The organism is Paenibacillus sp. FSL P2-0121 (assembly GCF_037975345.1).
Taxonomy (GTDB): Bacteria; Bacillota; Bacilli; order Paenibacillales; family Paenibacillaceae; genus Paenibacillus_AQ; species Paenibacillus_AQ odorifer.
The window spans coordinates 4,226,028-4,251,509 of sequence record NZ_CP150245.1 but is presented as its reverse complement, the minus strand read 5'-3'; the positions used below and the strand labels follow the sequence as shown (position 1 = coordinate 4,251,509).

General features: G+C 43.3%; 23 protein-coding genes, 1 pseudogene and 1 other annotated feature. Of the genes and pseudogenes, 21 read left to right on the top strand and 3 right to left on the bottom strand.

Annotated features, from left to right (window positions below):
- Nucleotides 1-55: 55 nt before the first annotated feature.
- The 18 genes from MKY54_RS18765 (at nt 56) to MKY54_RS18680 (ending at nt 18,281) form a co-directional block, all read left to right on the top strand.
- Nucleotides 56-1,294: a pitrilysin family protein gene (locus MKY54_RS18765; protein ID WP_248548863.1), complete on the top strand. Its 1,239-nt coding sequence runs from the start codon at nt 56-58 to the stop codon at nt 1,292-1,294.
- 2 nt (nt 1,295-1,296) lie between these two features.
- Nucleotides 1,297-2,577 carry a pitrilysin family protein gene (locus tag MKY54_RS18760; protein WP_038571902.1) on the top strand — a complete coding sequence of 427 codons (1,281 nt, stop codon included), beginning with the start codon at nt 1,297-1,299 and terminating at the stop codon, nt 2,575-2,577.
- Nucleotides 2,578-3,345, top strand: a complete 768-nt coding sequence (gene fabG / locus MKY54_RS18755) for a 3-oxoacyl-ACP reductase FabG (protein WP_036688412.1) — start codon at nt 2,578-2,580, stop codon at nt 3,343-3,345. It abuts the gene before it with no gap.
- Between the two features lie 137 nt (nt 3,346-3,482).
- Complete coding sequence (locus MKY54_RS18750) at nt 3,483-3,746, top strand: DUF3243 domain-containing protein (RefSeq protein WP_036688409.1); 264 nt, start codon at nt 3,483-3,485, stop codon at nt 3,744-3,746.
- Nucleotides 3,747-3,923: 177 nt separating this feature from the next.
- The gene (locus MKY54_RS18745) at nt 3,924-4,691 is read left to right on the top strand and encodes a DUF3388 domain-containing protein (RefSeq protein WP_036688406.1); all 768 of its coding nucleotides are present in this window, start codon (nt 3,924-3,926) and stop codon (nt 4,689-4,691) included.
- Between the two features lie 93 nt (nt 4,692-4,784).
- On the top strand, nt 4,785-5,717 hold the full coding sequence (locus tag MKY54_RS18740; protein ID WP_339187533.1) for a RodZ domain-containing protein: 933 nt from the start codon (nt 4,785-4,787) through the stop codon (nt 5,715-5,717).
- Nucleotides 5,718-5,796: 79 nt separating this feature from the next.
- Nucleotides 5,797-5,958 carry a hypothetical protein gene (locus MKY54_RS18735; protein ID WP_169744781.1) on the top strand — a complete coding sequence of 54 codons (162 nt, stop codon included), beginning with the start codon at nt 5,797-5,799 and terminating at the stop codon, nt 5,956-5,958.
- 210 nt (nt 5,959-6,168) lie between these two features.
- A complete protein-coding gene (locus MKY54_RS18730; protein WP_076127877.1) occupies nt 6,169-6,660 on the top strand; it encodes a YajQ family cyclic di-GMP-binding protein in 492 nt (163 codons plus the stop codon).
- 155 nt (nt 6,661-6,815) lie between these two features.
- The gene (gene pgsA / locus MKY54_RS18725; RefSeq protein WP_036688397.1) at nt 6,816-7,403 is read left to right on the top strand and encodes a CDP-diacylglycerol--glycerol-3-phosphate 3-phosphatidyltransferase; all 588 of its coding nucleotides are present in this window, start codon (nt 6,816-6,818) and stop codon (nt 7,401-7,403) included.
- 108 nt (nt 7,404-7,511) lie between these two features.
- Complete coding sequence (locus MKY54_RS18720) at nt 7,512-8,798, top strand: competence/damage-inducible protein A (protein ID WP_036688393.1); 1,287 nt, start codon at nt 7,512-7,514, stop codon at nt 8,796-8,798.
- 300 nt (nt 8,799-9,098) lie between these two features.
- The gene (gene recA, locus MKY54_RS18715) at nt 9,099-10,163 is read left to right on the top strand and encodes a recombinase RecA (RefSeq protein ID WP_076127879.1); all 1,065 of its coding nucleotides are present in this window, start codon (nt 9,099-9,101) and stop codon (nt 10,161-10,163) included.
- A gap of 110 nt (nt 10,164-10,273) precedes the next feature.
- On the top strand, nt 10,274-10,999 hold the full coding sequence (locus MKY54_RS18710; protein ID WP_248548830.1) for a RecX family transcriptional regulator: 726 nt from the start codon (nt 10,274-10,276) through the stop codon (nt 10,997-10,999).
- 319 nt (nt 11,000-11,318) lie between these two features.
- Nucleotides 11,319-12,860, top strand: a complete 1,542-nt coding sequence (gene rny / locus MKY54_RS18705) for a ribonuclease Y (RefSeq protein WP_036689085.1) — start codon at nt 11,319-11,321, stop codon at nt 12,858-12,860.
- Nucleotides 12,861-13,071: 211 nt separating this feature from the next.
- The gene (locus MKY54_RS18700; RefSeq protein ID WP_076100408.1) at nt 13,072-13,866 is read left to right on the top strand and encodes a TIGR00282 family metallophosphoesterase; all 795 of its coding nucleotides are present in this window, start codon (nt 13,072-13,074) and stop codon (nt 13,864-13,866) included.
- 199 nt (nt 13,867-14,065) lie between these two features.
- Nucleotides 14,066-14,326 carry a stage V sporulation protein S gene (locus MKY54_RS18695; RefSeq protein WP_019910496.1) on the top strand — a complete coding sequence of 87 codons (261 nt, stop codon included), beginning with the start codon at nt 14,066-14,068 and terminating at the stop codon, nt 14,324-14,326.
- Nucleotides 14,327-14,447: 121 nt separating this feature from the next.
- Nucleotides 14,448-15,413 (top strand): membrane dipeptidase, encoded by a 966-nt coding sequence (locus MKY54_RS18690; protein ID WP_076182593.1) that lies wholly within the window; start codon nt 14,448-14,450, stop codon nt 15,411-15,413.
- A gap of 138 nt (nt 15,414-15,551) precedes the next feature.
- Nucleotides 15,552-16,124, top strand: coding sequence for a phosphate propanoyltransferase (locus tag MKY54_RS18685; protein WP_036688383.1), 573 nt, complete (start codon nt 15,552-15,554; stop codon nt 16,122-16,124).
- A 768-nt stretch (nt 16,125-16,892) separates the two neighbouring features.
- Nucleotides 16,893-18,281 (top strand): DEAD/DEAH box helicase, encoded by a 1,389-nt coding sequence (locus MKY54_RS18680; RefSeq protein WP_081383205.1) that lies wholly within the window; start codon nt 16,893-16,895, stop codon nt 18,279-18,281.
- Nucleotides 18,282-18,431: 150 nt separating this feature from the next.
- Here the strand turns inward: MKY54_RS18680 and dapA are convergent, their stop codons facing one another.
- Entirely contained in the window at nt 18,432-19,328 is an 897-nt protein-coding gene (gene dapA / locus MKY54_RS18675) for a 4-hydroxy-tetrahydrodipicolinate synthase (protein WP_076179900.1), read from the bottom strand.
- Nucleotides 19,329-19,449: 121 nt separating this feature from the next.
- Between dapA and MKY54_RS18670 the strand changes: the two genes are divergently transcribed.
- The gene (locus MKY54_RS18670; RefSeq protein ID WP_076127886.1) at nt 19,450-20,325 is read left to right on the top strand and encodes a LysR family transcriptional regulator; all 876 of its coding nucleotides are present in this window, start codon (nt 19,450-19,452) and stop codon (nt 20,323-20,325) included.
- Here the strand turns inward: MKY54_RS18670 and MKY54_RS18665 are convergent.
- Nucleotides 20,296-20,718, bottom strand: coding sequence for a VOC family protein (locus MKY54_RS18665; protein ID WP_076179899.1), 423 nt, complete (start codon nt 20,716-20,718; stop codon nt 20,296-20,298). The two genes, MKY54_RS18670 and MKY54_RS18665, sit on opposite strands and share 30 nt — an antisense overlap.
- Before the next feature lie 280 nt (nt 20,719-20,998).
- Between MKY54_RS18665 and htpG the strand changes: the two genes are divergently transcribed.
- Nucleotides 20,999-22,879 carry a molecular chaperone HtpG gene (htpG, locus tag MKY54_RS18660; RefSeq protein WP_076127889.1) on the top strand — a complete coding sequence of 627 codons (1,881 nt, stop codon included), beginning with the start codon at nt 20,999-21,001 and terminating at the stop codon, nt 22,877-22,879.
- Between the two features lie 61 nt (nt 22,880-22,940).
- Here the strand turns inward: htpG and MKY54_RS18655 are convergent, their stop codons facing one another.
- Nucleotides 22,941-23,405 carry a DUF4362 domain-containing protein gene (locus tag MKY54_RS18655; RefSeq protein WP_076307733.1) on the bottom strand — a complete coding sequence of 155 codons (465 nt, stop codon included), beginning with the start codon at nt 23,403-23,405 and terminating at the stop codon, nt 22,941-22,943.
- 125 nt (nt 23,406-23,530) lie between these two features.
- Nucleotides 23,531-23,792: a binding site (T-box leader), on the top strand.
- A 44-nt stretch (nt 23,793-23,836) separates the two neighbouring features.
- Between MKY54_RS18655 and metG the strand changes: the two are divergent.
- A pseudogene (metG, locus tag MKY54_RS18650) lies at nt 23,837-25,482 on the top strand (methionine--tRNA ligase).

Here is a 25,482-nt window from a genome sequence, read left to right as displayed (position 1 = left end):
TAAAGGAGTTTTGGACTTGACTAATAATGTATTTCAGCATGGCAACGTTGCAGGTATGCGTATTCACGTGATGCCTACCAAGGCGTTCAAGACCTACGCCATCTCACTTTATGCCGGCGTCCCACTTAATGAGGATACGGTCACCCCTACAGCACTTGCTCCATTTGTGCTCCGCAGAGGTACCGCTTCTTATCCAGAGACTACTCAATTCCGTGAGCGTTTGGAGGAGCTGTATGGCGCTGGATTTGGTTTTGATATTTATAAAAGAGGCGATTATCAGATTGTTCAGTTTCGCATGGACACCATTAATGACTCCTTCGTGCAGAGTCAGGAGAGCTTGCTTGAACAATCCTTTGCTTTCCTAGGAGAAGTCCTGACCCGTCCGTTGGTGGAGGATGGAAGCTTCCGTCCTTCCTATGTTGCAACAGAGCGTGAAACAGTGCGCAAGAAGCTGGAATCTATCGTAAATGATAAGATTCGTTATGCTGCGGAACGCTGTATCGAAGAAATGTGCCGTAACGAGCCCTATCGTCTTCATCCACTGGGTCAAAGAGCAGATTTGGATCGGATTACCCCAAAAAGTTTGTACGAATCTTATAACTCATGGCTGGATGGAGCTATTTTGGATCTCTATGTTGTGGGAGATACGACTACTGAGGAAGTTGAAAAGCTTGTGCAGCAGCACTTCGGACGCATTCAGTCGGAGGTGGGCTTATATAGCTCCAAGTTTGTCCCAGTATCCGTCAGCGAGGTGCGGACGGTAGAGGAGAAGCTGGATGTCAGTCAGGGCAAGTTGAACATGGGTCTGCGCACATCGATTACGTATAAGGACGATACATATGCGTCCGCACTTATGTACAACGGAATATTAGGAGGGTATCCACACTCCAAACTCTTCGTCAATGTACGGGAAAAGGCCAGTCTTGCATACTATGCTTCTTCACGCTATGACGGTCACAAGGGGATTGGAACGATACAATCAGGCATCGAAACGCAAAATTACAACAAAGCTGTTGAAATTATAGAGAAACAATTGGAAGAGATGAAAGCTGGCAATATCAGTGATCTGGAGTTAAGCCAGACCAAAGCCATGATCCGCAATCAGCTTTCCGAGATTCCGGATTCTGCTTTTGAGATGATCTCTTACGACTTCAACCGCCAGTTGTCAGGAAAAGAACGGACAGCGGATCAGCTGCTAGAAGAGGTGGAACAAATCGGTGCAGGGGAAGTAAAAGCCGCAGCGGAGACCTTTCAGCTGGATACGATTTATTTCTTGACAGGGAAGGAGGAATAGAGATGGAACAGATTCAATACGACAGACTTCAAGAGACCCTTTATCATGAGGTGATGGATAATGGGCTTCAGGTTTATGTATTGCCAAAACCAACATTCAAAAAAACTTACGCCACATTTGCAACTAAATATGGTTCTGTAGATAATCATTTTCATGTCGCAGGTGGAGAAGAGACCACTGTTCCTGATGGTATAGCTCACTTTTTGGAGCACAAAATGTTTGAAGAGCCAGAAGGCGATATTTTTGCCACTTTTGCTTCAAATGGAGCTTCAGCTAACGCTTTTACAAGTTTTGATCAGACGGTTTATCTTTTCTCGGCAACAGAGAACATAGAGACCAACCTTAGTACACTCGTTGATTTTGTACAACGACCTTATTTTACGGATGAGAATGTAGAAAAGGAAAAAGGGATCATTGGTCAAGAAATCAATATGTATGCAGATAATCCAGACTGGCGCGTGTACTTTGGCCTTATTGAGGCGATGTATTCGAAACATCCGGTTCGGATTGATATTGCCGGAACTATAGAGTCGATTAGTACGATTACGAAAGAAACACTGTACACTTGTTACAACTCTTTTTATCATCCCAGCAATATGCTGTTGTTCGTAGTGGGTGGTGTGGATCCGGAGAAGGTATTCTCCTTGATTCGCAGCAATCAGCAGGGGAAATCTTATGGTAAACAAGGTGAGATTAAGCGTATTTTTGAAGAGGAGCCGGAACAAGTCGCTACGAAGCGCTTAGAAAGCAAACTCGCTGTTTCGATGCCTAAGATTATGTTTGGATTTAAGGAAAAAGTTGATGGTCTTACAGGTGAAGCTGCACTTAAGCGTGATCTCGCCACAAAGCTTATGCTTGATTTGCTGGTTGGCAGCAGCACAGCGTTGTACCAAAAGCTCTATGATGAAGAACTGATCTCAGACAGCTTTGGCCATGAATTTAATAGTTCAGAACAATATGCTTTTTCAGCTATGGGTGGAGATACCAAGGACCCGGATTTGCTGCTGAAACGAATTAAAGAAGAAGTGGATCAGATCTTAAAGTCTGGCTTTGCTGAGAAGGACTTCGAGCGGGCACGGAAAAAGAAAATAGGCGGATATTTGCGCATGCTGAACTCCCCTGAAAGTATCGCACATGAATTTACACGTTACCAATTCCGTGGTGGTGACCTGTTTGAAGTTCTGCCTATTTACGAATCGATTACTTTAGCTGAAGTGAATGAGCGTTTACATGCCCATGTAAATTGGGAGCAACTCGCTGTTTCACTAGTGGTGAGTCCTTAAATGGCGCTTTTGGGAGAGAGCAACAAACCATTAGGAGAAATGACAGTTCTGGTGACAGGGGGCAGCGGGGGAATCGGTGGCGCCATTGCAGAACGGTTTGCCTCTGTAGGCATGAATATTGTTATTCACTACAAGCACTCACATGAAGCTGCTAATGATGTCGCTCGGCGTTGTATGGCCCTTGGAGCAAAGGTAATGACTGTAAATGCGGATATGAAGGATCGCAGTCAGATTGTACGAATGGCGGAGAAGCTTGAAAGTAATGGAATGCAGCCGGATATTCTTGTCAATAATGCCGGTAAATCTCATTATGGGATGCTGGCTGATGTGAGTGAAGAGGAATGGGACGATATTATGGCCATTAACTTGAAAGGTACCTTTATGTGCAGCCAGATTTTTATGCCGTACATGGTATCCCAGCGTTATGGTCGAATCATCAACGTTTCTTCCGTGTGGGGAATATCGGGAGCCTCTTGCGAGGTCGCTTATTCAGCCAGTAAAGGCGGAGTAAATGCGTTTACTAAGGCGTTAGCCAAGGAACTAGCACCTTCTGGCGTAACTGTGAACGCGGTAGCTCCAGGAGCGGTTAATACGAATATGTTGTCTAACCTACAGGAGGATGAGGTCCGGATGCTGGAGGATGAGATTCCGGCGGGACGTTTGGCTACACCGAACGAGATCTCCTCACTGATTTACTTTTTAGCATTGCCTGAATCCGGGTATATTACTGGGCAGATCATTAGCCCTAACGGTGGCTGGATTACTTAATGCTTAACTTGGAGAAAAGCTCCAGCATAAGAATCTATCGTCTGAGACATATTATAAGTGTTGTTTTTTAATCTCTCGTAAGGCGGCTTACAGCCTGTATGCAGGTGTTTGACCGTAAACATGAAGGAGGATTTAAGATGACACAAGACGATAGCGTAATCAAAAATTTTGACACCTGGAAGAAATTCCTAGGTAAACGGGTTGTACAGGCGGAGAAACTTGGGATGAGTCAAGATACAATCTCAAAGCTGGCTTTTGAAATCGGGGAATTCCTTGATGAAAAAGTGGATCCAGCAAACACTCAAAACCGTGCGATCAAAGAGCTATGGGATGTCGGCAACGATGAAGAAAAGCAAACGATTGCTAAACTCATGGTCAAGTTGGCGAAAGACAACGCCTAAGCTTGCGGAAAAGCTCCCCCTGTGGGAGCTTTTCTGCAATTATTACAGGACTGACCTTGCCTTTCATTTTTATTTTATATATCATTAACATGACCCGTGTAAAAGACCGCTTTGCCGGGGCAGCTTTTTTTGCTGTATTGGCAAAGGGTAGGGAAAAGGAATCTATGAGGTGTACAAGTGGAATATAAACAGTGGTATATGGAATACAAGATTCACAAGAACAGACCCGGTCTGCTTGGTGATATCGCTTCAATGTTAGGGATGCTGGAAGTTAACATTCTGACGATTAATGGAGTTGAAGGAAAAACTCGCGGAATGTTGCTGGAGACCAATGATGATGAGAAAATTATGCTGATGGGCGAAATGCTCAAAAAAGTTGATAATATTACAGTTTCAGCTCTGCGGTCTCCAAGGCTCGTGGACAAGCTGGCTGTGCGCCATGGGCGATATATTGAACGGGATTCAGATGATCGGAAGACGTTTCGTTTCACCCGCGATGAGCTAGGTCTATTGGTTGATTTTCTCGGTGAGCTGTTTAAAAAAGATGGGAATCAGGTTATAGGACTTCGTGGTATGCCCCGTGTAGGAAAGACGGAATCCATTATAGCTGGCAGTGTCTGTGCTATGAAACGCTGGACATTTGTCTCCTCCACATTATTGCGGCAGACGGTGCGCAGTCAATTGGCTGAAGATGAGATGAACCCACATAATGTATTTATAATTGATGGTATAGTTAGTACGATCCGCTCTAATGAGAAACATTATAATTTATTGCAAAATGTTATGAGCATGCCAAGCACAAAGGTTATTGAGCATCCAGATATTTTCGTACGCGAATCTGAGTATAGTTATGATGACTTTGATATTATTATTGAGCTGCGGAATAATCCAACGGAAGAAATCTTGTACGAGTCATTTACGACGAGCTACAGTGATGATTTATAGAACACAAACGATGAAGAATACACTTCCGAGCATGTTTTTTTATAAAGCTGGTTAAGGAAGTTTACATTCATAGAACTTACAGGAGGTGATGGTATGTCGGAACTGGGCCGGCAATTGAAAGAGGCACGTCTGCAAAAAGGGATGAGTCTTGACGATGTCCAGGAAGTAACAAAAATTCGCAAAAAGTATTTGGAAGCCATCGAGTCTGGAGACTACAAGGTGCTTCCAGGAAGTTTTTATGTGAGGGCGTTTATCAAAACGTATGCAGAAGCAGTAGGCATGAGTCCTGACGAACTGCTCGAGGAGCATGGGAACGTACCTGCACCACCCGCAGACACGACCATGGAGACGGTGATTCAAAAGCGCAGCCGTAGACCCGAAACCGAACGGAATGCAAAATGGCTGCCAACGGTGCTGATGTGGACATTCCCTATATTGATTATTGTAGTGATTTACATTTATGCTTCTAGTTTAAACAAAGCAGACCCTGATCAAGTTGATCAAACAAATATCACCAATAATGTGCAGGATCCTAATACAGCACAAACATCTCCACCCGCATCAGGAGGCGGTGTAGTAGCGCCTACTTCCTCGGCAGGTGCAGAAGCAACTACTGAGCCAACTACGGAGCCTACGCCAACACCGACACCAACGCCGTCTCCTCAATCTATCACGGTTACACCAGATGGGAAGTCAGGCAAAACAACGAAATTTAAGGTTACAGCTCCTGCCGGAAGCGAAGTTAAGGTTGAGATTGTTGCATCCGGAGTAAGCTGGCTTGAAGTTTACAAAGGCGAGAACTCTAAAGGTGAAAAACTCTCCTTCGGAAATACAGCAGCAGGAGAAACTATGAACTTCGTTCTGGGCAGTGAAGGCATGTATATTAAGTCTGGGTATTCCCCAGCAACTGAGATTACCGTAAATGGTCAAGTAATCACGGATGAGAAGACGTCCTCACGTCTCCTGCTTAATCTTGACGACGGTTCTGGAAGTGAAGGTACCCAAAGTGAAGGGACAGGCGAATAACAAATAGGATGTATAGACTTTGGCTTTAGGGAGAACATAAGAATGTTTTCAGTTTTAGCCAAAGTGAGGTGTACATCTTATGACAGTTAGCTGGATTGTAGCTGGCCTTGGGGTTGTTGTCAGTCTCATCGGATACTATTTGACACCAGGTGCTTGGGGATACGGAATTCTCGGATTCGGTATTGCACATATTGTGCTAGGAATTCTGGATATGTTTCGTAATCCGGTCCGAAGCAGATAGAAGCTGTAGAAATGAACGTCTCCAACGGCGTACTTCCGGTGGAGACGTGTTTCTACCCTTTGAACCAAACTCACTCGAAGGAAAAGCTCCACTTAGTGGGGCTGTTTTCTATGTCGGGTGAGCTACATAATGATTTATCCAAAATTAGACTTAATAGTACCATTCTCTTATAATAGTAGCAGACTAATTGTATAAAGGACGTGGAGTTTAATGAGTTCAGAATGTTCATTTGATATTGTATCCAAAATGGATATGCAGGAGTTAACGAATGCTATTCACCAAACAGAGAAAGAGATCGACAACCGCTTTGATTTTAAGAACAGCAAAAGCAGTCTGAAGCTGGAGAAAGACGCACTTATAATCGCCTCTGAAGACGAATATAAGCTCAACGCTGTTATTGATATTTTACAATCAAAGATGGTGAAAAGAGGCATTACCCTAAAAAATCTGGATTTCGGTAAAGTAGAACCGGCCTCCCTGGGATCTGTACGTCAACGTTTAGGGCTTAAGCAAGGCATTGATCAGGAGAATGCGAAAAAGATTAATATTCTGATCCGTGATTCAAAATTAAAGGTGAAGAGCCAGATCCAAGGGGATCAAATTCGTGTGACCGGTAAGAGCCGCGACGATTTGCAGCAGATTATTCAGATCTTGCGTAAAGCTGATTTGCCGCTGGATCTACAATTCATGAACATGAAATAGAATTTTGTGCCCCGCAGTGCTTATTAGCACTAACAACGCGGGGTGCTTTCTGTTTTTTTGACACCTATTTATTGCTATAATATACTTGCTTAAGTAGAAATGGATTAGCCTGATTTAGGCAATTTGTATGAACGATTTAGGGGAGGAAAACTTCAGTGAATTTGCCCAACCGCATCACGCTAGCTCGTATTTGCCTGATCCCGATTATGATGTTTTTTTTACTGGTGGATTTCAGTTTTTATCCAGAACCGATACATTGGGGCTCGTTTCAGCTATCTGTTAATCATTTGGTAGCAGCTGTAATCTTTTTGCTTGCGGCCAGCACGGATGGAATAGACGGCTACATTGCTAGGAAATATAATATGGTCACCAATCTCGGTAAACTCCTTGATCCACTTGCGGACAAACTGCTGGTATCTGCAGTTCTGATTTCACTTGTGGAGCTGGGCAGATGCGATTCATGGATTGCTATTGTAATCATCAGTCGTGAGTTTGCAGTCACCGGACTTCGCCAGATTGCATTGCTAGAGGGAAAAGTGGTTGCCGCCAGCAAATGGGGCAAGATAAAGACGGTTGTACAAATTGTTGCGATCTCACTGCTGTTGTTGAATAATTTCCCATTTCAATTTGTCAGTATTCCTGTAGACGATATTGCTATTTGGGCCGCAGCGCTGATCACTATTTATTCTGGAATTGATTATTTTGTGAAGAATAAGGATCTGCTACAGCTGCATAATGCGTAAGCATGTAAGCTGGATATACAAGGAAAGGTAATAGGTGAAGCACCTATTACCTTTTTTGAAATCCAAAAGCAGTGTACCTACATTATAACGAGGAGGCGAAAGCCAGGTATGAAAGCGGAGATTATTGCAGTAGGGACAGAGCTTTTGCTCGGTCAAATCGTGAATAGTAATGCCCAGTTTTTGTCTATCGAGCTAGCTGCCATCGGGATCGATGTATACTTTCAAACCGTTGTCGGTGATAACAGCAGCCGCCTACAGCAAGCCATCGAGATCGCTCAGAGTCGGGCTGACGTTATTATCTTTACGGGCGGAATTGGCCCCACTGAGGATGATCTGACTAAAGACGCACTGGCTGCATCGCTAGGTAGAACGCTCCATATTGATCGTTTGGCGATGGATCATGTACAACGTTTCTTTGATGATCGTAAGATCGTTATGACCGAAAATAACCGCAAACAGGCACTTATAATTGAAGGAACTACACCGTTGCCGAATGAAATCGGTCTTGCGGTTGGGATTGCTTTTGAGCATGAGAAGAAATATTATATTGTGCTTCCAGGTCCACCTCGTGAGATGAAACCGATGTTCGTTGATAAAGCAGTACCGTGGCTACAGCAGCACGCCTTGACGAACGAAACACCGCTTTATTCAAAAATGCTCAAATTTGCCGGCATCGGAGAATCACTGCTGGAGGACAAGCTCATCGAACTGATTCGCAGTCAGACTGATCCAACGATTGCTCCGTATGCCAAAGAGGGAGAGGTAACTGTTCGTATTTCGACAAAGGCCCCTTCTGAGCATGAAGCTACAAAAAAGCTGGAGATACTGGAACAACAAATCAAGGAGATTTTGCCGGAACATTTGTATGCGAACATTGATGTGCCGCTGGAGCAATTGATTGTGGATTGGATGGCGGATGCCGGCCTGACCTTAAGTGCGGCAGAGAGCTGCACCGGAGGTTTGCTGATGGAGAGCATAACAAATATTCCAGGCAGTGCATCGATGTTTGCCGGCGGAATCGTCTGCTATTCGAATGACCTAAAGAAAAAGCTACTGAATGTGCCAAGTGCTTATTTGGAGGGACCCAATGCTCCTGGAGCCGTAAGTCGAGAAGTTGCCGAGGTGTTGGCTGACCAAGTGAGAATGATTGCAGACAGCGATTTCGGCTTATCTGTTACGGGTGTGGCTGGACCGGGTTATTCTGAGCGCAAGCCTGTTGGACTTGTATTTATCGGCTTGGCTGAACGGGGACGTAAGACAGAGGTCTATGAGCTTAATCTTAAAGGTACACGGGAAAATATCCGGTTGCGTACTGTAAAGGCTCTGCTGTATCGTCTGTGGCGGAGACTTGAGGAACGCAAGGTGGAGACACCTCTTGAGGGTTCAGACTTGTAATGGGAGATTAGCCCAGTTATAATAAACACATACGGAAGAACCGTGGCACTGAGATTTCTTTGCTGCGGTTTTTTGTATATTTGCAGAGATTTTGATCACGATGACTACTCATGATCATAAGTCGTTGATGTCCGGTGAAGTGGGGAATTTAATTAACTTCTATCTCCGGAGGGAGGCTTACAATAAAAGGGATAAATAACGCCCAAGACAAAAAAAACGAATGTATGTTCGAAAAAAAGCTTGGCAAGACCTTAAAAACACGTTATTATATTACTATAAACAGTGAAGGAAGTGGTCTGATTGTCAGATCGTCGTGCAGCGCTTGATATGGCGCTTCGTCAAATAGAAAAACAATTTGGTAAAGGTTCGGTAATGAAACTGGGAGAATCCACGCATATGCAAGTGGAAGTTGTACCTAGCGGATCTTTGGCACTTGATATTGCGTTAGGTATAGGCGGACTTCCAAAGGGACGTATTATTGAAGTATATGGACCGGAATCTTCAGGTAAAACAACAGTTGCTCTTCATGCTATTGCAGAAGTGCAAAGACAAGGCGGACAAGCTGCATTTATCGATGCCGAGCATGCGCTTGATCCGAAATATGCACGTAACTTGGGCGTAAATATCGATGAGTTGCTGCTTTCTCAGCCAGACACGGGTGAACAAGCGCTGGAAATCGCCGAAGCACTCGTTCGTAGTGGAGCCGTTGATATTATTGTCGTTGACTCCGTTGCTGCTTTGGTACCTAAGGCTGAAATTGAAGGCGATATGGGTGATTCCCACGTCGGATTGCAGGCTCGCTTGATGTCTCAAGCACTTCGTAAGCTTTCTGGTGCCATTAGCAAATCCAATACGATCGCTATCTTTATCAACCAGCTTCGTGAGAAGATCGGTGTTATGTTCGGTAACCCTGAGACAACTCCGGGTGGTCGTGCATTGAAATTCTACTCTTCTGTACGTTTAGATGTACGTCGCGTAGAGAGCATCAAGATGGGGAACGATGTGGTTGGTAACCGTACTAAGATCAAGATTGTGAAGAATAAAGTAGCCCCTCCTTTTAAACAGGCTGATGTTGATATTATGTACGGTGAAGGGATTTCCAAAGAGGGAAGTCTTGTAGATATCGGTACTGAAATGGATATCGTGAATAAGAGTGGTGCATGGTATTCCTACGAAGGCGAGCGTCTCGGTCAAGGACGTGAGAATGCTAAACAGTTTTTGAAGGAACATCAGGATATTGCCCTTATTATTGAGAATAAGATCCGTGAAGCAAGTAATTTATCCACTATTGTTGCTGCGCCGAAGAATGAAGATATTATTGCAGAGCAAGAAGAAGAAGAGAAATTGCTTCTCGAAATCGAATAGTATATTAAGCAATAGGACGCCCTGTGATTGATTGTTGCAGGGTGTCTTTTCTTAACAAGTAACGAAAGTAAGACGATAACCGATCTATTGCTACGAGGTGACAAACAACTATGGTAATACAACTGGATTTTGAAGCAGAAGAACAAGATGAGCAGGTGTTATCTGATTTTCCTGAAGGAGAACTCTTAGAGATCACTAAAGTAGAACGTCAAAAGAAATCTGACCACCGTTATATCATACATTTCGGAGCATATAACATGACTGTGCACGAGGACGTCATGATTAAATATCGAATGATTACTGGTAATTCTTTTATGAAGGCTGATTTGGTGGAAATTGTTGTAGCTGATGAGCGTCAACGAGCTTATGTAGAAGGCCTCCGTTATCTAGAACGTAAACCACGCACCGCTATGGAAATGACTCGCCGTTTACGCCAGAAGGAAATAGGAGAGACTATTATTGCGGAAGTGGTGCAGCGGCTGCAGGAGGAAAGACTTCTTGATGACCCTTTATATGCTAAGCAATGGGCAGAGCAACGAATAGCGAACCAGCGGAAAGGGAAGATGTGGATTCGACAAGAGCTACGTGAGAAAGGGATAGACAAAACCCTTATATCGGAAGCTTTGGAGAATATTACTCCTGAACAAGAGCTGGAGAGCGCACTCGAAACTGGGCGCAAGAAATGGAATCTCATCCGTGGAGAAGCTTCAGATAAGCGAAGAAAGACTGGAGCCTTCCTTATGCGCCGTGGATTTTCGGGCGATATGGTTCGCCAAGTGATCAATACTTTACTTGCGGAAGACAATTATGAAGGTGAAGATGAGGATTTTTACTAGAATCACTGATTCTCTTGACATTAATGCGTATATCGACTCTCTTGACAATGTCTTTTTATAAATAATAAAATATAACATGAATCGGCATAAAATTAGAATCCTTTTTCCTTCCCAAAAAGGAGACTGTTTTAAACGGTTCACGTACAACTCATATGAAATGTAATCGCCGGATAAGGCGGGCAGTGTGCATGTGCAGCATGTGCAGTATGGCAATCGGTTGTTTACCGGTTTTTTGTATGGTGATGAACGGATAGTTAAACAACTGCACAATTCCCAGGGATATACCTTGGAGAGGAACCAACGAGGAGGTGAACAGATGCTGGAATCATGGATCTGGGTCATTATCGTTCTCGTTGTAGCTGCAATATTCTTTGGGTTCGGTTATTTTATTCGTAAATCCCTTGCAGAAGCTAAAATCCAAAGCGCAGAAAGAGAAGCCGTTGTCATCGTTGAGAATGCGAAGAAGGACGCTGAGGCGCTGAAGAAAGAAACAGTATTGGAAGCTAAGGACGAAGTCCATAGAATCCGTACTGAAGCTGAGAAAGAAACTCGTGAACGTCGGAATGAAATCCAACGGCAAGAGAGACGTTTGCTGCAAAAGGAAGAATCTCTGGATAAAAAAATGGAATCGCTTGAAAGAAAAGAAGAACAAGTAGCTAACAAAGAGAAACGAATTGATGAAACCCAACAGCAAATTGATGTTATTTACAAAAACCAAGTCACTGAATTGGAACGTATCTCCAATTTAAGCATCGAAGATGCAAGAAGTATCATTCTTAGCAATGTTGAGCAAGAAGTTCGCCATGAAACGGCACAAATGATCAAAGAAATTGAACAGCAGGCGAAAGAAGAAGCGGATAAGAAATCCCGTGAAATCATCACACTCGCTATCCAACGCTGTGCAGCTGATCACGTAGCGGAAACAACGGTTTCAGTTGTTACGTTGCCGAATGAAGAGATGAAAGGTCGGATTATCGGTCGTGAAGGCCGTAATATTCGTGCTTTGGAAACTCTTACAGGTATCGACCTCATTATTGATGATACGCCGGAAGCAGTTATTTTGTCAGGATTTGATCCAATCCGCCGTGAAGTGGCCCGTACGGCACTTGAGAAATTGGTGGCTGATGGACGTATTCACCCCGCTCGTATTGAAGAGATGGTGGAGAAATCCCGCAAAGAAGTGGACGAACGGATTCGGGAATATGGTGAACAAGCTACTTTCGAAGTGGGCGTTCACGGTTTGCATCCAGATTTGATCAAGATTCTGGGGCGTCTGAAATTCCGTACAAGCTATGGTCAAAATGTATTGAAGCACTCCATGGAGGTTGCTTATTTAACAGGACTGATGGCCGGTGAGCTTGGGGAAGACATCGTGCTTGCAAAACGTGCAGGATTACTCCATGATATCGGCAAAGCGCTGGATCATGAAGTGGAAGGTTCGCATGTTGAGATCGGCGTTGAACTAGCGAAGAAATATAAAGAACATCCGGTTGTTATCAACAGTATCGCATCTCATCATGGAGACTGCGAAGCTACCTCGGTTATTGCTATGTTGGTTGGTGCCGCTGACGCATTGTCGGCTGCTAGACCTGGTGCTCGCCGTGAAACACTGGAAACGTATATTAAACGTCTAGAGAAACTGGAAGAAATCTCAGAGTCATTCGAAGGCGTTGAGAAATCATTTGCTATTCAAGCGGGCCGTGAGGTGCGCGTGATGGTACAGCCAGAGAAGATTGACGATGCAGAGGCATTCCGTCTTGCTCGCGATATTACGAAGATGATTGAAAGTGAACTGGATTATCCAGGACATATCAAGGTTACCGTTATTCGTGAGACACGGGCTGTTGAATACGCTAAATAGGCAATAAGTAGATAACATACGCTTCGGAAATAACGATATTTATGATCGTTTCCTTGTACATGTTTCTGCTAGGAATATAAGGTTAAAGGATAAGATATAACTTATACTTTCTTATATTTGATGAAAATTGGCCCCTAAGCGGGGCCTTTTTTCTTTTAAATATGAAGACTTATCCGTTAGATGCAGAGGTTAAGATTAGGAGGAGAAAAACATTAAAGTACTATTCATTGGAGATATCGTAGGTAGTGTAGGTAGGAAGGCACTTCGGGAGATGTTGCCCTCATTAAAAAGCAAATATCAACCACATATAATCATAGTTAACGGTGAGAATTCTGCTGCCGGTAGAGGTATTACTAAAGCGATCGCAAATGAATTTTTTAACTGGGGCGTTCACGGAATCACCATGGGTAATCACACATGGGACAACAAGGACATCTTCGAGTTTATCGACGATGAGGCCCGGATTATCCGTCCTGCTAATTTTCCTCCAGGAACACCGGGAAGAGGATATACAGTTGTTAAAGGTAACGGCAAAGAGCTAGCTATAGTTAACCTGCAAGGCCGTACATTTTTGCCTGCGATTGATTGTCCTTTCCGTGTGGGTGAAGAAATTGTGGAAGAGCTACGTAGAGATCATAAATGCATTCTCGTTGATTTCCATGCAGAGGTTACCTCTGAGAAAATCGCCATGGGCTATTTCATGGATGGTCGCGCATCAATTGTAGTAGGGACCCATACTCACGTTCAGACGAATGATGATGTGATTTTGCCGGGTGGAACGGCTTACTTGACCGATGCGGGCATGGTTGGTTCAAGCGAAGGGATTCTGGGTATGGAAAGAGATGCAGTACTTTATAAGTTCACTACACAGCTTCCAGCACGATTTGTTGTTGATGAAGGCAAATGGCAGCTTCACGGTTTATTTGCAGAGTTAGACGAGAATACTGGCGCGGCTACCCGTCTGGAGAAAATACGGCTACGTGAAGATGAATGGGTAATGAGCTAGTAGTAGGATAAGATAAGTGATTTTCCGGGTAATTTCGCCGAATAAGGGTAAAGTGTGATATTTATTATATCGAAAAAGAGTATCTATTGTACCATTTTCTCCAGAGTAGTCCGCAAAAAGAAGGAATTATTTCTTCTCTCGCGAATAACATCTAAAGTAGTGGAAGAACACCATTATTTTCCCAGGGGAGGTACTTACTATGGATGTATTAAAAGTATCAGCTAAATCCAATCCAAATTCCGTCGCCGGCGCTTTAGCAGGTGTTCTTCGTGAACGTGGATCGGCCGAATTACAAGCTATTGGAGCTGGAGCACTGAATCAAGCAGTCAAAGCAGTTGCCATTGCCCGGGGATTTGTTGCACCAAGCGGAGTAGATTTGATCTGCATTCCGGCATTTACAGACATTGTGATTGATGGAGAGGATCGAACCGCGATTAAATTGATTGTAGAACCCAGATAATAGAAGCATAGAACGGATGAACCTGTTTACTTATGTAAACAGGTTTTTTGCTTTTCGTATATAGTCTGGCGTTTTTAAGCATAGAATCTGGAATAGGGCTGCATGAAAGCGAGGGCTTGGGATGAGAACCGATAAGCTACAGGTTGCGGATTTTCATTGTGATGTGCTGAGTAAAATGCAAGCATCACCAGATATGGATTTTAAGAATGATCCTCGGCTGGATGTTACCGGAGAGCGGCTGGTAGCGGGCGGTGTGGAATTGCAGATTTTTGCAATATACCTTTCGGCAAGTAGAGGAAGACCTAGCTTTGAGAATGTTTTAGGACAAATTGATTTGTTCCGGCAAAAAATAATAGGCGCAGAGAGCCTTCAGTGGCTGCGTTGGAAGGAGGAGGTAGGAAAACGAACAGCTGGAGCATCCCCATGGGGAATGCTCTCTCTGGAGGGTGTAGACGGTCTAGAAGGGAACTTGTTTTATGCACAGCTCTGCTTTGAGCTTGGCGTGCGGTTTTTGGGAATCACTTGGAATTATGCCAATTGGGCAGCGGACGGTGTTCTGGAGCAGCGCAACGGCGGATTTACGGAAAAAGGGCGAATGCTGATCGAATGGTGCAACGACAGCGGAATGCTGCTTGATGTGTCGCATTTGTCTCAGGCAGGTTTTTGGGAGCTAGCCGACTTAAGCACACGTCCGTTTATAGCTTCCCATTCGAACGCCGCAGCAATCTGTGGGCATGTTAGAAATTTAAATGATGAACAGATTAAAGCTTTGATTGCAATGGACGGAAGAATGGGCCTGACCTTTTATCCGTGGTTTGTATGTGATGATGGAAAAGCTCGTATGGATGATTTATTAAAGCATATTGATCATGTATGTAGTCTAGGTGGCGAGAAACATATGATGTTTGGTTCGGATTTTGACGGCATTGACACTTGGGTAGAGAACATGGAGCATCCGGGAAAATACCCTGAGCTCGCGGAGCACCTGCTTCGTTACTATCCAGAAGCTTCCGTAAAAGGTTGGTTATATGAGAATGCGGTCTCCTACCTGCGCACAAACTTACCTTCTCAGGTGTCTAAATCATGACAATCCTGCTCTAAAAGTATGAATTGTCGAAAAAAAGGCCCTCGTTATGATGTGGGGCTTTTTATTTTTGGTTAAGAAGATGTATAATGGTTAATGGCTTGTACAGATACTAGAGAAAATACAAGGAGTGACTTTACTATGAGTAAGACTGTACCCGTAGGTGTGTCGGCTAGACATATTCACCTTACGCAAGAGCATGTGGAGGCTTTGTTTGGCCCAGGATATCAACTAACGGAGTTCAAACCCCTCTCTCAACCAGGACAGTTTGCAGCAAATGAGCAAGTAGCAGTTATCGGCAGCAAAGGTAAATTTGACAAAGTAAGAATTTTGGGACCTGCTCGTCCGGCTTCCCAATTAGAAATTTCCCGTACTGACTCCTTCGCACTTGGCGTGAAAGCTCCAGTTCGCGAATCTGGAAATATTGATGGAACACCTGGCATTACGCTTAAAGGACCTGCTGGCGAAGTAGAATTGGAACAAGGCGTTATCATCGCCGCTCGTCACATTCATTTCCATACTTCTGAAGCTGAAGCTTGGGGCATTGCTGATAAGCAATTGCTTAAAGTTCGCCTCGGAGGCGACCGTGGTCTCGTATTGGAGAACGTAATTGCACGCGTATCAGACAGCTTTAAACTGGATATGCATATTGACACTGACGAAGCTAACGCTGCAGGTGCCAACAACGGCGATACTGCTGAAATCGTAGAATAGTCATCATAGTTATAGCAAAGATAAGAAGCGGGGGAGAAATCCTCCGCTTTTTTTGCGTGTCTGATCTGCGTGCTGTAAGGATTGTGTGTCTGATCGGCGTGCTGTAAGGATTGTGTGGCTGATCTGCATGCTGTAAAGATTGTGTGTCTGATCTGTGTGCTGTAAGGATTGCGTGTCTGATCTGTGTGCTATAAGGTTTGCGTGTCTGATCTGCGTGCTGTAAGGTTTGCGTGGTTTACCCGACGGCTTGTACTTATCGGACTGTATTGCAGCTATTTCAGCATTTTGATCTATTTTGCCAAGGTTTCGGACTGCATAGCTCTTATTGCCTTATATTTGTACTGAATTGGGCTTCGAAGGTGTGAATAACTGCATCTGAGTCCGATAGCATGTCCAAAATCCACGAATTTTCGAAATAAGGGCGTCTGAGTCCGATGGCTCAGCAGACTCAGCAGACTCAGCAGTCTCAACAGTCTCAACAGGCTCAGCAGTCTCAACAGTCTCAACAGGCTCAGCAGTCTCAACAGGATCAACAGGATCTTCAAAAGATACGCCGCAGGATAAATTGAGGAGGAGTATTTTACGGTTAGTAAAAATATTTTTGTAAGAGCAGAACGGATAGTATCCTGAAATGGATTATTAATGAAAATTGGTGTGATGATAAAGAAAATCTATTATTATGTAACTTATTGTGTTATGATTATGGTTTATGACGTGACAAAAGGATTTATTGTTAAGAATATATGTATTAGAAATTAAGGAGACCCAATGACATTTAATGAACTGAATATTGTGCCTGCAATTTTGAAGGCTTTAAGCAAAGAAAACTATACATCACCTACACCAATACAGGAGCAGTCGATTCCAGCTGTATTAGCGGGTAGAGATTTACTTGGATGCGCGCAAACGGGAACAGGAAAAACAGCTGCATTTTCCGTGCCTATTATTCAATTGCTAAGCGAACAATCGAGCCCTAACAAATCCAATAATGTGCGACGCATTCGCTCGTTGATTTTAACACCGACAAGAGAACTAGCGATTCAAATTGCTGATAACATAAAAGCGTATAGCCAATATACAGATATCCGCTCTGCTGCCATTGTTGGCGGTGTGTCACAGAAAGTGCAAGAGCGCGCACTGAATCAAGGTGCCGATATTCTTATTGCTACCCCTGGTAGACTTATCGACCTGATCAATCAGAAACGTGTAGATCTGCAATATGTACAAATTTTAGTTCTGGATGAAGCTGACCGGATGCTGGATATGGGCTTTATTCATGATGTGAAACGAATCATCGCCAAAATGCCTACGAAGAAGCAGACTCTGTTTTTCTCGGCAACGATGCCAACTGAGATTTCTAAATTGATCAAAACATTGCTTGTGAATCCAGTGAAGGTAGAAATCACACCCGTGTCATCTACTGCGGATAGAATCAATCAATCGATCTATTTATTAGAGAACGGAAATAAGCAAAACCAATTGAACCTGCTGTTACAGGATAAATCCATCGTCTCAGCTTTGGTGTTTACTCGTACCAAACGTGGTGCAGACCGTGTTACCCGCGATCTGGCTAAAGTGAACATTGCTGCTCAAGCCATACACGGCAATAAATCACAAAATGATCGCCAGAACGCCTTGCGGAATTTTAAAAGCGGTGCGACTCGTGTTCTCGTAGCTACGGATATAGCTGCCCGGGGAATTGATATTGATGAGCTGTCTCACGTAATCAACTTCAACTTACCGAACATTCCGGAAACCTATGTGCACCGGATCGGTCGTACAGGCAGAGCGGGATTGAGCGGAACGGCAATTTCTTTTTGCGAAGCTGAAGAGCTTCCTTTCCTTAAAGATATTGAAAAATTGATTGGAAAATCGATTCCGGAAGTTAAGGACCATCCGTATCCGATGTCTCGTAAAACGCAAATGAAGACAGATCGTTCGGCGAAACCGTCAGGTTCGAAAGCAGCAGCTTCGAGACCATCGTCTTCCAGACCGTCGAATTCCAAACCAGCAACTGCTAAACCTGCGGCAACAAAACCGGCAGCAACAAAATCAGCGGCATCTAAACCAGCTAAAGCAAAACCTAAGTCTAACCCTCCATTGAAGCCAAAGTCCGAGTGGTTCACAAAAGGAAGACAAAAAACGAGCAGCAGATAAGTTAGTTTGAATGCGTATCGTTTTCTAAAGCAAAATAAAAAAACCGTCAGAGTAAATCTGATGGTTTTTTATGTTTTATTTCCTGATAATTTACAACAAAAAACAGCCGCTAAACAGTTCCTCACTGTACAACGGCTGTTGTTATATCATTTATGCGGTTGCTTCAATTGTATTGTCCTGAACATAGGGGCTCAGTTCTTGCTGAAGTCCTGCGCTGATGGAAGTCATAGGGAGGCGAAGCGTATCCGAGGACAGTAGGCCGTTTTGGCTAAGCATCCATTTAATTGGAGCGGGATTCGATTCCTTGAACAATAGGCGGATGATCGGCAGTAGTTGTTCAAAGCTTTCTTTAGCGAAGTCCACTTGACCAGATGTAAAGGCTTCAAAGATACGAAGGCATTCTGCCGGGAAAACGTTGGCAGTAGCAAGCATCCCCCCAGCTGCTCCGCAGCTAAGCATTTCATAAAAGAGGGAATCATCGCCGCCAAGCACAGGTTTAGCACCTGTACGGACTAACTCTGTAACCATTTTTGTACTGCCTGAGCAGTCTTTTAAACCGACAACATTATTCATTTCTAGGATTGTACGTGCAGTATCTACCGTCATGGCCGTACCTGTACGACTTGGAATATCATAAGCCATGATTGGTATGCCTACTTCTGCTGCTTTGCGGAAATGGGCAATGATACCCTCTTGTGAAGGACGACTATAATAAGGTACGACTACTAGTGCACAATCAGCACCAAGGTTTGCAGCAATTTCCGTGCGTGCAACCGTAGAGGCTGTATCATTGGTACCTGTACCAACTACTAAGGGGATTGATGTGGATTGTAGAAGCTCACGGGAAGTGTTTACTAGAAGCTGCATTTCATTTACGGTTACAGTGGGCGATTCTCCGGTGGTTCCATTAACGACCAGACCTTGTATGCTGTTGTTAATAATGTTCTTTACATAACGCTGATACGAATCCAAATCAACTTCACCAGCAGCATTGAACGGGGTGACCACGGGGACATAAACTCCATAAATCTGTTGTTCTGTAAGCATAAATTATCGGCCTCCAAAATATTTTAATTCCTCTACATACACTTTACCATGGAAAGTAGCATCGTCGTTAGCTATAATAAATGATATGGATCATCAAAAATATTGATGTTAGGGTGAGGTAATGGATTTAACCTATTTACGAACCTTCCGCGAGGTGGCTAAACGTCAGAGCTTTACGCGAGCTGCTGAAGAATTGGGATATGCACAATCAAGTGTGACGATGCAGATACAGAAGATAGAGAAGGAATATGGAGTACCTTTAATAGAGAGGCATGGCCGTCAGCTACGGCTTACCCCGCCAGGAGAAGAGTTATTGAAGCTGTTCGTGGAGATTTTGGATTTATATGATCGTTCAAAAGAAACCATCGCCCAGCAAATCGGAGGTACGTTAACTATTGGGACGATAGATTCTTTAGCGGCCTTTTATTTACCTCCTTACCTGCAGCAGCTAAGGACTAAATTTCCAAAGCTGGATATTCATCTGCAAACGATGCAGGAAGCTAATCTTCTTGCCAAAATAAAAGATGGCGAAGTAGATCTAGGCTTAATGTTGGATCGCACCACTGCGGATTCCATCCTTGAGCGTACGATCGTCAGAGATGAGCCGCTTGTTTTGATAGCTCCCATTCATCATCCGCTTGCCCAGATGGATACGGTAACCCTACAGGATCTGAATAACTGTGAGCTAATAGTCTCGGAGGAAAGCTGTATTTACCGGAGTTTGTTCGAGAATTTGTTAAAAGAGCACGGGATCATATTCCGCATAGGTTTTGAGCTTTCGAATCTGGAGGCCATTAAACGTTGTGTAATGAATGGTCTTGGAATTGCTTTGTTACCCAAAATCGTGGCAGAGGAAGAAATTGAACGGGGAAGCTTGGCTGAGCTGTCCTTTGTTCATCCCGAAATTCATTTTGATCTGCAGCTTCTGATGCACCCTAAGAAGTGGAAATCACAACCACTGCAATTTTTAATCCAAATGCTGTTTGCAAATCATTAGTTTATTCCCATCAGGGTCTTTTACTACAAACCATTTTTGATCTTGAATTTCGGTTACTATATTTACACCGAGCTCCTTTATATAGTTGAAAGAGGCTTGCAGATCATCGGTTATAAGCATAAGAGCAGGTGTTGTAATTGGAGGAGCCCCTTCAGGCTCTAAACCTCCCCACATGGGCATGGTGTCCAGAATGATCCCAGTGCTTCCTTGCATAGTTAACGGACATAAATGACCGTTTATAATCGAATGATCTGCTTCTTGGAGTCCTAGGACTTGGCAATACCAGTTACGGGCTTTTTCAATATCGTGTACGGGGATAAATACACTGCCAATCAAATTCTTAATGGGACTTGTTGCTGAAGAATTTACAATGGACTGTGCTTGTTCATGCATTTGAATCCCTCCAGAGAAGATGCTAGACCTTTATTTGTAATTTAAGTATCTAATCTATTTAAAACATAGAATCATCCTATGTGCAAGTTGAATGTTATTTATCGATCAAATCCTAAATTTGTATGTAAAATACAGCTTTATTTAATGAAAGTCGCTGTAAATATTGACATTGAAAATGAGTTTATGTTATATAAAAAGAAGAATTAGCACTCATCTAAGAAGAGTGCTAATCACGATGTGCTGGATAAGAAGGTTATTTTGAAAGGAGATTTATTTATTCATGGCCAAAAAAGAGTTTAAAGCCGAATCGAAAAGATTGCTGGAAATGATGATTAACTCCATTTATACACAACGGGAAATATTCCTGCGTGAGCTGATTTCCAATGCAAGTGATGCGATTGATAAGATCTATTACAAAGCATTAGCTGATGAAGGCCTGGTCTTCAATAAAGAGGATTATTATATTAAAGTGACCGCCGATAAGGCGAACAGAACCTTGACGATTTCCGATACAGGTATCGGGATGACACAAGAGGAGCTGGAGAATAACTTAGGTACAATCGCGAAGAGTGGATCTCTTGCTTTTAAGAAAGAGAACGAAGCTAAAGATGGCCACAACATCATCGGGCAGTTCGGGGTGGGCTTCTATGCTGCGTTTATGGTGGCTGATGACGTTATAGTGATCAGTAAGGCATTAGGCAGTGACGAGGCCTTTAAATGGGAGTCTAAGGGCGCTGACGGCTATACCATCGAGACTGTCGAGAAGGATTCTGTCGGCACTGATGTGATTTTGAAGATTAAAGAGAATACGGAAGAAGATCAATATGATGAATATCTGGAAGAGTACCGCCTGAAATCCATCATTAAAAAATACTCCGACTTCATCCGTTTCCCAATTAAAATGGACGTGAAGGAGCAAAAGCCAAAAGAAGGCACGGAGAACGAGTTCGAAGAAGTTATTCAAGAACAAACCGTAAACAGCATGGTGCCTATCTGGCGCAAGAACAAAAGCGAGCTGACTACAGAAGACTATGATAACTTCTATGCAGAGAAACGTTACGGCTTCGATAAGCCGCTTAAACATATTCATATCAGTGCTGATGGTGCTGTAGTGTACAATGCAATCCTGTTCATTCCAGAAAATACGCCGTTTGACTATTACACAAAGGAATATGAAAAAGGTCTTGAGCTCTATTCCAACGGTGTGCTGATCATGAACAAATGTGCGGATCTGCTGCCTGATTACTTCAGCTTTGTAAAAGGTATGGTGGACTCAGAGGATCTTTCCTTGAACATTTCCAGAGAGATGCTCCAGCATGACCGTCAGCTGACTCTGATCGCTAAGAACATTAAGAATAAAGTGAAAAGCCAACTGCAAAGCCTGCTGAAGGATGAAAGAGAGAAATATGAGCAGTTCTATAATGCTTTTGGCAGACAGCTTAAGTTTGGTGTCTATAACGATTATGGGATGCACAAAGACACCCTTCAAGATTTGTTGATGTTCTACTCCTCTAAGGAGAAGAAGCTGGTTACGCTGGACGAATACGTCTCAAGAATGCCAGAAGATCAGAAATATATCTACTATGCTTCCGGAGAGTCGATCGACAGAATCGAGAAGCTCCCGCAAACCGAGCTTGTATCGGATAAAGGGTATGAAATTCTCTACTTCACTGATGATATTGATGAATTTGCGATCAAGATGATTCAGTCTTATAAGGAAAAAGAATTTAAATCCGTATCCAGCGGAGATCTGGGGATCGAAGCCGACGAAGCGGACAAGCCAACGGAAGCGGAAGAGAACGAAAACAAGGAGCTTTTTGAAGCGATGAAGGACATCCTGTCCGGCAAAGTGAAAAATGTCAAAGCTTCCAAACGTTTAAAGACTCATCCGGTATGTCTCTCTGCTGAAGGTGAACTGACAATCGAGATGGAAAAAATCCTGAAATCGATGCCGAATGGCCAAGAGGTGCAAGCGGATAAGGTACTCGAAATCAACATCCATCACGAAGTGTTCCAGTCCTTGAAGGCGGCAGCAGAGAACGACAAAGAAAAGCTCGGTTTATACACGAACCTGCTGTACAACCAAGCCCTGTTGATCGAAGGTCTACAGGTTAGTGATCCTGTTCAATTCACCAATGATATTTGCAAAATCATGAAATAATATGAAGTACAGAGACCATCCAATTGTATTATGATTGGGTGGTCTTTTTTATTTCAGTATTTCATTTTGTTGTGCGAAAAAGGTAGTAATCAATTTCAGAGTCATTATTTGTGCAACCGCTGATCGAATAGATAATTTCACCTTGTGTGCTTTTTTTACTCGTCACTTCGGAGCAGGTATCGGTTCTGACTCCTGTGTTGCTTCCACCGAATGCATCATTAGAAGTATCATAGCTGTAATTAATCACGTTACCGTCAAATTTTAAATCCTTAAATATGGGATCGCCTTCATCTGTGTAACTTGTAACGCGTATATTGTCTGCTTTTTTGCTGGAGAGATTAGTTATAAATTTCTCGAATTTATCTAGGTTGTACACTTTTTCAAAAGAAACAATATCCCCTCTACTGATGGCTTCTTTGGAAGTATAGGGTTCACTTTTGGGAACAGAATTAACTTTAAGATCGGAACAACCCCATACTCCTGCTAGTAAAAGAACAGAGAGTGTAAGCAAATTTACTTTTTTCACTGAGGGACCTCCTTGTAACGTATTTATATAAAAGACGGAGATTAACTGGAAAAGTTACAGTGAGCTTGATGTTTCACATTGACAATAAACAACAAATTGAGTATTATTTTCTCTAACTTGAATATGTAAAAGCAAAGAAGAGAAAGAGTACCACGGCAATTCTTTCAACAGAGAGCTCCGGTCGCTGAAAAGGAGTAAAGAAAACCCTTGGGAATATGGTCTCAGAGCTGCGCATCGAAACCTTATGGGTTGTAGGCTGCGCCGGAACCTGCATCCGTTACAGTGCTAGGGTATAAACGTTAATTAACGTCGTACCTGAAGAGGTAAATGTCATGAGGCATTTATAAAATTAGGTGGTAACACGTGAGTAGAACTCTCGTCCTTTGTGGATGGGAGTTTTTTTGTTGTCTAAAAAAAGGAGGAGAAGGTTAATGAGTAATGTGTTTATAGGTGGCGCTTGGCCGTATGCGAATGGATCTTTACATCTGGGGAGATTATCAAGTGTGTTGCCTGGGGATGTGCTGGCACGATATTTTCGCTCCAAAGGGGATAACGTATTATATGTATCAGGCAGTGATTGCCATGGCACACCCGTAGCAGTTCAGGCTGCGAATGAAGGGATTACGCCGGGAGCTTTTGCAAGCAGATATCATGAAGAGTTTCTGAAGTGTTTTGAACAGCTGGGATTTAGTTATGATCTATATACTCGAACGGATCAACAGCAGCATCATAAGGTTGTGCAAGCGTTGTTTACAAAGCTGCTAGAGAATGGTCATTTATATAAAAAAACCATTGCGCAATGTTACTGCGAGGTGGATCAGCGCTTTTTGCCAGACAGATATGTGGAAGGGACTTGTCCGGTATGTGGTGAGCGGGCGCGAGGGGATCAATGTGATTATTGTTCTACGATTCTAGATCCTGCCGATTTGTTAGACAGAGTCTGCAAATTATGTGGGAATACACCAACAGAAAGGCCGACAGAACATTATTATCTTAGCTTATCTAATTTTCAGTCTGAATTAACGGAATATGTAGAGGAAGCACAATTTTGGAGAGAAAACGCTATAAAACTGACCAAACGTTATTTACAAGAAGAGCTGCAGGACCGCGCGGTAACAAGAGACTTGTCTTGGGGTGTAGATGTTCCTGTGGCTGGATTTGAAGATAAAAAAATTTATGTTTGGATTGAGGCGGTAAGTGGTTATTTATCAGCCAGTAAGCAGTGGGCTGCACAGTCCGGAGGAAGCTGGGAGGATTTTTGGTTAGAGGAAAAAGGGGCGATTACCGCTTATTATGTGCATGGTAAGACAATATTCCTTTTCACACTTTAATATGGCCGTCTGTGTTATTAGGAGCAGGAGGTCTGCATTTACCGGACAGGATTATATCTAGCGAATATTTAACCCTTGAAGGGCAGAAATTCTCCACTAGCCGAAATTGGGCGGTCTGGGTACCTGATATTTTAGAGCGGTATCAGCCAGATTCTATTCGTTATTTCTTAATTGCCAATGGACCTGAGAAGCGGGACACGGATTTTTCCTGGAGAGAGTTTATTTATAGCCATAATGGAGAGCTGCTTGGAGCATTTGGTAACTTAGTGAACCGTTCATTGGCTTTTGTAGAAAAGTTTTATGAAGGGAAAGTGCCAAATGGGCAATTAGATAAGGGGTGGAAAGACAATATCGACCTCTTGTATCTGGAATCAGGACGACTTATTGAGGCTGGGAATCTAAAAGATGCGCTGGAGTTTATTTTTTCTTATGTGCGCAAGGCAAACCAGTATTTCGATCTGCAAAAACCATGGATACAGATAAAAGAGGATCAGGTTACTTGTGATTCTGCAATATACACATGTGTGCAGATTATTGCGAACTTAGCGAATTTGTTGCATCCGTTTCTACCGTTCTCTTGTGACAAGATCAGGGGGTTCCTGTCGTTAGAACTACCGAATTGGCAGCCTTGCTTGGTGCCCCCTTACCAACAGGTTACTGATTTACAATTATTGTTTGAACGAATTGATATTAGCCGTATTAAAGAAGAAGAGGATAGGCTAGATCAACAGCAAGTGAATAAATAG